We start from the raw sequence: 9,678 nt of genomic DNA, 5'->3' as shown, positions 1-9,678 counted from the left end.
TCCCCCCCGCCGGCCACCAGGCCCACCACCGTGCCGCTGGCCCCTAGGGATCCCAAAAAAGCTCCAGAAATGCTGCGTGCCCCTTCGTAGGTGGCATCGGCGCAGAGGCTGACGATCCCCAGCAAAACAATAAAGCGCAGGGCAGAAGGGGAATCGGGCATAACCAGCTCCTTGGCAATGGGGAATCTATTTTCAGATCTGGACTATTGTTGTTGATGAGGAACATGATGGAATACTTGTACCCTATGGCAAGTAACTAGACCGTCATGCATCAGAGTTTTTACTTCCGGTAGAAAGGCTTTGATTTTTTCCGGCGTGTCGATGAAAGTTACCAAAATGGGCAGATCTGTGGAAAGCTCTAGAAGGTTACTGCTGCGAATATGACTGTTTCGACCAAAGCCAGCAATAGCTCGCACCACAGTACCACCAGCTAGCCCACGCTGACGACCTAGCTCCAGCAGAGCCAGGTAGAGAGGCTTCCCTTGCCAACGGTCTGACTCGCCGATGTAAATATCCAATTTATAAACTTCTGGTTCATCATCTAGCATACTTGTATCCCTTTTGTTTTTGGGCTGTTGCGATTGTCATGGTTACAGATTTTTCCGCTTCACATAAGGTCTACAGTGAAGTGGGATCCTTGTCAGGCAAGAGATTGGCTGGCATTGGCTGTAGTGAGTAACGCTGGAAAAACTGTATATTGCTTTGGTGAAGAGTGCTCCTTAAGATAAGAAATTCCAGGGGGTTGACTAGTGGGGATCCCGGTGCTTTTAAGAAAAAAGTTATTGCCCAAAATGACCAGTTGCTGCACCTGGCTTTTGGATGGATAGATTGCTGATTGATAGGGGTTACGTTAAACGTTATCGCCACAATCGTGCCAACAGGATCCCAAGCTCCATAGCCAAGGCTCCAAATAGGCAAGAACCGAGCCAATAGACAAGCCCAGCAGCAAAGCGATGTTGCTGCCAGAGGCTAAAGGTATCCAGTTCATAGGTAGAAAAGGTGGTGTAGGAACCCAGGAATCCCACCCCGAACAGCAGGCGAATTTCCGGTGAGATCTCAGGGCGTTCCATAGCCACGGTCATGAACCAACCCATGACCACACAACCCGATAAGTTGATGATCAGGGTTCCGTAGGGAAAGCTAGGGCCAAATCGCTCCGCAAACCAGAGGGATAGATAGTAGCGACTCAGGGATCCGCCAATAGCCCCCAACGCAACCGCAAAGGGAACTCTCAAACTGGGAGAGACCAAGCCATGGTTTAGGTAAGCCCACACCGATTGCAAGCGCATCTATTCTCCTTGAACTGTGTTCCCAGAACTTCCTACGGAAAAGGTGGGATCCTTAGCTTTTTCTGCCCTCAGAGATAGGGATCCTGCTTCTCTTGAAGTCCTCTTCCTCTACCAAAATTACCGGAATCGGGCTGGTTTCCAACACCGCTTGGGAAGTGGATCCCACCAAAACCTGCTCCCAGCCGCGGTGGCCCCGCTTGCCCATGACGATGTCGGTAACCTGCCGCTCCTGAGCTAGGGTTACGATGGTCTCTGCCAAGGGCCCCGAGGCCAAGCAAAACTGGTGGCGAATGTCCGCCAAAAGACGCTGGGTGAGTTGCCGCAACAGTTCTACCCCTTTCCCCTGCGGCTCATCGGTAACATGCAACACAATCACTTCCCCATCCACCCGCCGCGCCAAATCGGCCACCTTGCGCAGCACGGCTTCGGCCAAAGGGGAGGTGTCCACCGCTGCCAAAAAGCTCACCTTGCCCTGGCTGCCTACCTTGGTGGGATCCACCTCTCCTTTTTCCAAAAGCCGGGGAGCACACACCTGGGTCAGCCAAGCACCCAGGGGGGCCGTGACCAAAATCGACAGAGCCGCCAAAGCCAAAATGATCTCCCCACCGGGGATCCCTTGGGCCAAAGGGATCCCACCAATGGCCGCCTGTACCGTCGCCTTAGCCATGTTGCCCGGCAGCAAAAACAGCCGCTCCCGCCAGGTCCAGTTGCTCCCCAGGGTGGAAAGCCACCAACCTAAGCCCCGCCCCAGCAGCAGACTCAAGGTCAAGAGCAGCAAGCCCGGCCAAAACACGGATCCCAGCACCCCCAGATCCAGCGACGCTCCCAGTAGCACAAACAACACGATCTCCGCCACCGTCCAGAGGGCATCGAACCCACCCCGCAGCCGCCGCGCCAAAGGGGCATCCAGCTCAATCAGAAAAAACCCCATGGCCATCACCGCCAGATAGCCGGAAAAATAGGGCCACACCTGCGGCGCCAGCACCAAGCCCAAGGCCATGCAGGCAGCCAGCAGCACTTCCTGCACGCTGTTGCGAGTCCAGTTTTGTTGGGTTAGCAGCGACACCAGAACCCGCGCCCCCAGGTAGCCTACAGCCACGCCCAGCAGGATCTCCATCACCACCTGGAACGGCAGCCACTGCAGCGGCGATAGCTCCAGCCCCAGCAGGCGAACGCTCTCTGCAGAGCCCTGGCCCAAAAAGCTGAGCAGCAGGCTAAACCCCAACAACAGCAGTACGTCGGAAAGGGCGCTGCCGGTCAAAATGGCATCCGGGATCCCTTTGGTTACTCCCCAGCCCAAACTCTTGAGGCGCAACATCCCCGGCACGATCACAGCCGGCGACTCTGCCCCGATCACACAGCCCAGCAGCAAACCGGTAGGCCAGTCTAACCCCAGGATCCAGGTGCTCAACAGGGCCACTGCCACCGCCTCACAGGCGGCCGGCAAAAAACCCAGCCGCAACGCCACGGATCCCTGCTGGGCCAGCTTCTCCCGATCCAGCCCCAGGCCCGCCTTCATCAAAATGATCATCACCGCCACCAGCCGCAGATCCCCTGCCGCTGCCAGCACCTCGGGAGACAAGACCTCTCCCAGCAGGATCCCTACGAGGATCATCCCCAGCAGGGGGGGCATCCCCAGCCGACCCACGATCTGGCCGACAAAAAAGCCCATCACCAAGATCCACAGCCAACTGCCCAGCATCACCAGATCCTCATCTCCTTGTCGTCAGGGTGTTGAAGGGCAGCCCAGGGAGAAAAAGCCATCCGCGTCAGGAGTGGGAGCACCATCGCGTCCGCAGGGTGGGGCCTCAAACAAAGCCAAAGACCCCTACCCCCTGGACTTGCCCAGAAGTGTAGGAGTCATCAGCCTCAGCTTTTGAGGTTAGAACCCTCTTCCTCTATAGAAAAATTCCAAGTGAGGCGGTTGCGGCGAACTCCATCGCCGGTTGCCGGAGCACTACTCGAAAGCTGACCGGCAACTTACTTGGCGCCTAAGATATCACGCTTTGTCTTCCACTGCAATTAAGCGATAGGGGTGATCGGGACACCCAATAGAGCGATAGAAATCGCTGCACACATTGTGGGTGAGGCGGTCACTCATACCCCGGGTTACCTGCTGCACCACTTGATGGGCCACCCGATAAACCAACTTGCGGGGCAAAACCTGCAAAAACCTGGGCAAAGCCAGCCCAATCTCCAGATGAAGAGACCAGTGAACACGAGTTGTGGGCAGGTCTTTCAGGGATCCCTGCAGCTCCTCCAGCTGGAAATCGGCTTGGCAGCTGACCCGGTAAGGCATTCCTTCATCGCCGGGCAACTCAATCGAGGTCAGACAAAACCGGTAATCTTTATCCGGCCAGATCTTGACCCCAAAACTGGGCTCCAGCTCAAACCCCAGCCCGCCCATGCGGAAAAACTGCAACCTGTAAGTCTCGGCAGACAAAGCTTCCACCTGCAATGGCCTGAAGCACCGCTGGATCCACTGGGCATGGCCTCTCAGGTAACGGGCCAAGGTCTCCCGATCGGTTTCCAGATCCACTTGGCCACAGCGCGCGGCTTGTAAATCCAGGTGGGCTTTGTCCAGGGAGGGATCCCAAGAGGACGGAGAGGGATCTGCGGAAGCACCGCCTTCGGGGGACATGGCCCTTTCACTTGGCGGAACGGCGGGCTTGGAGCTGGCGATAGACATCCCTAACATCTACCTGATAGTGAGCAAGGGCCACGAGGCAGTGGTACCAGAGGTCGGCCATCTCACGGGCCAAAGCCACGCGGTCTTGATCCTTAGCCGCCATCACCACCTCAGCCGTCTCCTCGCCAAGTTTCTTCAAAATGGCATTTTCCCCCTTGGCTAGCAAGCTGCTGGTGTAGGAATCGGGACGGGGATCCGCCTGGCGGGCCTTCACCACAGCAAACACCTGAGACAGGGTATCGGCTGCTGGAAGGGGATCCCCTTGCAAAGGGCGAAAGAAACAGCTCCGCGCTCCTGTGTGGCACGCTGCATCCCCCACCTGCTCCACCAGGATGACCAGGGCGTCGCCGTCGCAGTCGTAGCGGATTTGTTTGACCCACTGCACATGGCCAGAAGTTTCCCCCTTGGGCCACAACGCCTGCCGCGAGCGGCTCCAAAACCAGGTGCGGCCTGTTTCCAGGGTTTTTTGCAGCGATTCCCGGTTCATCCAGGCCATCATCAGCACTGTTCCGTCCAGGTAGTCCTGCACGATGGCCGGGATCAGGCCCTGTTCATTGTAGGTGAGGCTGCCCAGCCAGGTGATCTCCTCGGGCAGAAGCGATCGAGGGGGATCCGAGGAAGGGTTGAAGGCCAGAGCAGCAACCATAGAGCAGCGACCTGAAAAACCGCATTGAGAGCAGGATAACAGAACCAGCCCTCGCCAAGATATCCTTGACAACCTCAGCCAAGGGGTACCAGTTCCCGTGCCGCCAGGGACAGGACCACCTCTTCTCCCTCACCGGCCAGAGTCACCAGCCAGCGGTCGCGGTTTTCACGGGTGAGGACGATCCCCAGCCTCCCCTTAACAGAAGGAGGATACAACAGCCGTACCCACATGCCCGGCTCGAGCTGGGCAGCCGACCGCAGGGGATCAGCCGGGTTGCCGAGAATCCGCTTCTCCATTACCCAGGTCGCCCCAGGGTTCTCGGCCCCCCCTTCAGCAGCAGATGTCATGACCTCCCTCAGCACACCTCTCCTAAGCACCACCGGCAGGGTAAACAGCAAACTTAGCCCCCAGGGCTAGAGGCAAGCCGGACTTCTTCGGCCAGGATAGACCCTCTGTTGCGGAATGGCTGTATCGCAGATTACCGACTTAACCCGGAGGTCGGGCTGGGAGCACCGGTGTGGGGTTGGACAGAAGCGCTGGGCAGCAGCTTACGCTCCGGCTTGCGCTCTAGGAGCAAGGCTGACCGTTCCAAGCGCGTATCCACCAGTACCGAGGGAGGAGTCCAGTGGACACGCTCCAGCAGGCGCTGCAGCAGTTGAGCATCGAGGATGTCCACGCTGTGGGGGGATGTCGCCGTTCCGGCCACCAGGGGGGTGGGGGTGGCTTGAGGAAGGGATCCCTCAGCAACAGGTTCTGACCCATCGCTGGGCTCTTTTAGCACCAATTCCGCCATTGCCTGGGCCACCTCTTGACCATACACCCCATCAGGGCCCGAAGGGAGTAGATCCAGCCGTCCCTGCTGAGTGGCCAGGTGGCTCAACCCCAGTTGCACCGCCACCACCGCCGCCCCCCGATCCCCCCGCCTCAAAGTGCGTTGGCTGGCCAAGACGCTCTCTAGCTGGGCTTTGGCTGCATCTTGGTCGCTAGCTGGCAAAAGTTGCACTAGCCCTTCCAGCTGATCTCCCTCAGAGCCAGCCTTGGCCTCGGGATGGGGATCCTCCCGCCAAAGGCGAGTCAGGTCGTAGAGCAAGATGGCATGGGGCACAGGACGGCTGGGCTGGTTGGGACCGGCATGGCCGGTGGCGAGGATCTCCCCTTGGTAGACCAGGGAGGTGCTAAAGCCAGAGTCCAGCAGCACGGCTTCCCGGATCCCGGTTTTGGGCAGCAGACTGGCCAGGATGGCGGCGTTGACGTGGGTTTTGGTAACTCCGATCACCACCCGCTCCTGGTCATCTACCCCAAAGAAAGCTCTGGGGCGAAACTCAGCAGCGCTGGCAAGGCGGAACGAGTTGATCTCCGCCGGAGAGAGGGCATGGCCATCCTTAACCAGCCATAGACCGGCCACAAACAGATCCGTGACATCCGGCATCAACTGGCGGATGTTCTCCAAGTGGGTCATGGTGTCGGGATCAAAGGGCACAAAGCGGAGGCGATCCCTGCCCAGCAGCACCAGCGGCCGGCCGCGGATTGCCTGGTCATCTTCGGGACGACCGGGGATGAAGGTCTTGTGGTTGGCAGCCATCGCCGGCCCCACCATGACATTGCTGGCAGAGTTGATCCAAGGGATGGAGAAGAAGCTGCCATTGATGCCGGCATCGGCCTGGTAGCGCTGGACCAACGTCCTGACTTCGTAGCGCCGTTCTGCGTGCACTGTGGCTGCCCGTCCGCCGCGGATGGTGAGCACCCGCACCCCGTCAATGATCTCGTCGGTCAGAGCCAGAGGCTGCGTCACATCCAGCCAGTAGTCGAGGCTGCGGCTGAGGCTAAAGGTGCGGGCGCCAAGAATGGCCTCGGTGAGGCGAAACTGGTTAAAGCGTCGCACCTCCAGCAAGTTGGGCGATTGTCCTGTAAAACCGGGATCCATCGTAAAAGACATCCGGTAACCGGCATCGGCCAGGTATTGCTTCACCCGCTTGTCCCGGTTGCCTTCGGGATAGGCAAAGTAGTGGATGGGGTGGCCCAGCTCCTGCTCCAGCTTGGTCTTGCAGTCGAACACTTCCCGCCGCAGACGGGCATCGTCTAGCACCCGCAGGTCAGGAGGATGGTTGACGGTATGGGCGGCAAAGTCAATCAGCCCGCTGGCATCCATCTCCCGCATCTGATCCCAGGTGAAGTGATCCTTGCTGGTGGGCACGCCGACAAAGCCGGTTTGCACAAAGTAGGTGGCGGGGTAGTTGTACTCCTTCAAAAGGGGGTAGGCGTTCTCGTACAGGCCCAGGTAGGCGTCGTCAAAAGTGAGCAAAATGGCTTTCTCCGGCAAGGGATCCCCGTCCCGCAGGTGTTTGTACAGTTGGTCGATGTGGATGGGGGTCAACCCCGCCTGCTTAATGGCCTCAAAGTGTTGCCGCAGCTCCGCCGCCGTAGTGTCGAACCAGACCTGCTTGCGGCCAGCCACCACATCGTGATACATGATGGCGGGCACATAAGAAAGGCTGGCCAAGGGATCCAAAGCAAAGGGATCCCGCTCCAGTTGGGTCTCTAAGGAGATGGGCAAGCGCTGTTGAGCCGCTTTAGCGTGGGCGCGGGGGGCAGGGATCTCCGCTAGAGGTGGCGAGAGCCCCGGCAGGCGGCTGACCCAGTCGGGATGAGCAGTTGCCCAGGCCACCAGGGCCCCAGCCCCAAATCCCAGCAGGATCACCAGCAAGCTTAAGAAGGGGAGTAACCTCGGTCGAGACTTGGCCAGCGGACGTCGAGAGGAAGAGGAAAAGCTTTGTCGTGGAGTGGGCGAGGGGTACGGCTGGGATCCCCTTGCTGACCCAAAGCCTGCATGGCCTTGGGGCATCGACCCTCCCAAGCGCGTCGGCTGTCGTCGAGATGTCATGGCCTCACTCCCCACTCCCAATTGCAAAAGCTCAGCCCTCGCCGGAACGCCTTTTCCTACCCAAAGCCCACCCCCAGGACAGCAGGAAAAGGCAGCCTTCCAGGCAACGGCAAAACCAACGCCAGCCTACCACCCCATCCTCAGGTTGGGGATAGGGGAGAAATCGCCGCATGCTTTCTACAGGGATCCCTCGTTGAAATTGTTTGAACCAGAACGGCCTGGACGGGTGGCCTGAAAGAACCCAGAACCTCCCGGGAAGCCGCCCGCTACTCAAGGGTGCTTAGCAGATTGGACTCAGCAATGCTGACGATCTTGCCTCCCATTTGGGTGATCCGTTTCACTTCTTGGGAAAGGCGGCTGAAGGGCACTTTGTACTCGACAACGCTTCTGCGCACGCCTCCTCCCACAAGGCCGGATACCTTGATGGTGAAGATTTTATCGCTATTCGGCAGCCCTCCTTCTGAGCTGCTGGCCTGAGCGACCTCTGGTTCTGGGGCCGATGCCGCTTGAGGCGCGGTAGCAGCGCTCTCCCGCTCCAGGAGCAGCCTCCAACTGCGGGGATAGGCAGGCGCCAAACGATAGACCACCTTATAGGAGCCGGCTATGTGGTCATCCTCGGCCTCCACCTTCACCACAGTTCCCGCTGGAATGTCCAGCTTGGCCCCCTTAGACATGACTTTAATTCCCGGCCAATTGGTGGGCACATCCGTCAGCAGCTCGACCTCAAAGGCTTGATCCCCCAACAACAACTTGGCCATCTCAACAACTCCGTTTTGCTCAGCACTCAGTGGCGGGAGAGCCGCCCACAACCACAGCTTCATCGTCAGACATTCTACCGCTGCCAGGTGCCCACCAGAAGCTTCCCGCTGGCATGGGTCAGCTGACGTCCTCCCTTCAACGAATTGAGGGAGATCACTGATGTCCTCCCATTCTAGAATTGGGGTGTTGTAGATTTGTTAAGCAGCTGTAGATTTATTGCGGAGGTAGAGGGAGCGCCATGAACGTGTTGAGCTTGGCCTTGCCGGATCTGTCGGCAGCTTCGGATGGGTTAGCCGCCACCTTGCAGCCCGTAGCCCAGTTTTTTGCCGGCCTTAACTTGCCCCAACCCATTGTGCAATGGGGTCACCCCTTGATGATGGGGATCGTGGTGGTGGTGATGGGCAGCTTTGTCGGCCTGACTGGGTGGCGAGGACGGGCCTTGCGTCTGGCAGCCGCCTCCACAGCGCCAGAGGGATCCCTGCCGGAAGCGGCCCAGAAGCCTCTGCTTGACCACCGCAAATTGGCCCCCTGGATGGCCACCTTCATTGCCTTGGGCTACACTGGCGGCCTTCTTTCTCTGGTGATGCAAGGGAAGCCCCTGTTGAGCAGCCCCCATTTTTGGACGGGATCCCTGGTGTTGCTGTTGTTGGCGGTGAATGGAGCTTTGTCCCTCAGCGGCTTTGGGGGCAACCGCGCTGCTTTGCGCACCACCCATGCCTATGTGGGCAGCCTCATTCTATGTGTACTGTTTGCCCATGCCCTGCTTGGGCTCAAGCTGGGTTTGTCGTTGTGAGTGGCAGTAGGCTTCCCTCTGCCTGGGCAGGAACTAGCGATAAGGCTGCAGGGATTGCAGCAGGTGGAGCACGGTGAAAATGCCGATACCCAGCAGGACGACGGATCCCACCAGGTAGCTGCTGGCATTGGAGCGCTGCTCTTCCAAGAGGGCTTCAGGGGATTTGGGGGCAATCATAAACCTTTCCCCAGAAAGGGGTTTTCGGATCACGGGATCCCCTGCCTCAAAACGCACCTGCCCCATGGTAAACGCCATCGCATCCACCGGAATCACCCATTCCTTATAGATAAAAGCTCGGGTGGAGCGATTTTCTGTTCTCACTCCGGAAAGGTAGCGCTTGAGATTGAAGTTGAACCGGCTGGGCCCTTTTCCTGGAAAAATATGCTCATCCACAACCGACATAGCCTCTATCTCCGCACCTGTGGGATCCACCCTCACCCTTCCAGTTTCGTCTTCGATGAAAAAAGGGATCTGGCGAACCACCGAGTGAAGGGTTTCGTCTCTCGTTCTCGTCTCTCTTTCAAGGAGATATTCCCGACCTGTGCTCGGATCGTAATACACGTTGGCGTAGTGTTTTTGGGGAGAGCTTACTTCGGAAAACGGCGATTTTTGAGGATAGCC

At 58.5% G+C, this 9,678-nt stretch carries 10 protein-coding genes and 1 riboswitch; of the genes, 1 reads left to right on the top strand and 9 read right to left on the bottom strand.

The features are described 5' to 3' along the window. Window positions 1-203: 203 nt before the first annotated feature. The 8 genes from NW837_RS11000 to NW837_RS10965 form a co-directional block, all read right to left on the bottom strand. A complete protein-coding gene (locus NW837_RS11000; RefSeq protein ID WP_011431825.1) occupies window positions 204-548 on the bottom strand; it encodes a DUF190 domain-containing protein in 345 nt (114 codons plus the stop codon). A 309-nt stretch (window positions 549-857) separates the two neighbouring features. Further along, window positions 858-1,289, bottom strand: coding sequence for a fluoride efflux transporter CrcB (crcB, locus tag NW837_RS10995; protein ID WP_414331492.1), 432 nt, complete (start codon window positions 1,287-1,289; stop codon window positions 858-860). Between the two features lie 52 nt (window positions 1,290-1,341). Continuing rightward, window positions 1,342-2,991 (bottom strand): cation:proton antiporter, encoded by a 1,650-nt coding sequence (locus NW837_RS10990; protein ID WP_414331490.1) that lies wholly within the window; start codon window positions 2,989-2,991, stop codon window positions 1,342-1,344. 145 nt (window positions 2,992-3,136) lie between these two features. Beyond that, a riboswitch (Fluoride riboswitch) is annotated at window positions 3,137-3,242 on the bottom strand. Window positions 3,243-3,288: 46 nt separating this feature from the next. Further along, window positions 3,289-3,930: a DUF1997 domain-containing protein gene (locus NW837_RS10985; protein ID WP_414331488.1), complete on the bottom strand. Its 642-nt coding sequence runs from the start codon at window positions 3,928-3,930 to the stop codon at window positions 3,289-3,291. A 7-nt stretch (window positions 3,931-3,937) separates the two neighbouring features. Beyond that, the gene (hisIE, locus tag NW837_RS10980) at window positions 3,938-4,624 is read right to left on the bottom strand and encodes a bifunctional phosphoribosyl-AMP cyclohydrolase/phosphoribosyl-ATP diphosphatase HisIE (protein WP_414331487.1); all 687 of its coding nucleotides are present in this window, start codon (window positions 4,622-4,624) and stop codon (window positions 3,938-3,940) included. A gap of 74 nt (window positions 4,625-4,698) precedes the next feature. Then, window positions 4,699-4,971, bottom strand: a complete 273-nt coding sequence (locus NW837_RS10975) for a hypothetical protein (RefSeq protein ID WP_414331484.1) — start codon at window positions 4,969-4,971, stop codon at window positions 4,699-4,701. Window positions 4,972-5,102: 131 nt separating this feature from the next. After that, on the bottom strand, window positions 5,103-7,505 hold the full coding sequence (locus tag NW837_RS10970) for a polysaccharide deacetylase family protein (protein ID WP_414331481.1): 2,403 nt from the start codon (window positions 7,503-7,505) through the stop codon (window positions 5,103-5,105). Between the two features lie 266 nt (window positions 7,506-7,771). Beyond that, window positions 7,772-8,263, bottom strand: a complete 492-nt coding sequence (locus tag NW837_RS10965; protein WP_414331480.1) for a phycobilisome linker polypeptide — start codon at window positions 8,261-8,263, stop codon at window positions 7,772-7,774. 239 nt (window positions 8,264-8,502) lie between these two features. On the opposite strand from NW837_RS10965, the gene NW837_RS10960 reads away from it, so the two are divergent. Then, on the top strand, window positions 8,503-9,057 hold the full coding sequence (locus tag NW837_RS10960; RefSeq protein WP_414331477.1) for a DUF4079 domain-containing protein: 555 nt from the start codon (window positions 8,503-8,505) through the stop codon (window positions 9,055-9,057). A gap of 33 nt (window positions 9,058-9,090) precedes the next feature. On the opposite strand, the gene NW837_RS10955 is transcribed toward NW837_RS10960, so the two are convergent. Further along, a partial coding sequence (locus NW837_RS10955; protein ID WP_414331476.1) for an E3 ubiquitin ligase family protein occupies window positions 9,091-9,678 on the bottom strand: 588 nt, incomplete at its 5' end.

Source organism: Synechococcus sp. R6-10 (assembly GCF_047461815.1).
In the GTDB taxonomy this organism is placed as follows: Bacteria; Cyanobacteriota; Cyanobacteriia; order Thermostichales; family Thermostichaceae; genus Thermostichus.
The sequence above is the reverse complement of the archived record's forward strand: the minus strand, read 5'-3'. Positions and strand labels throughout refer to the sequence as shown.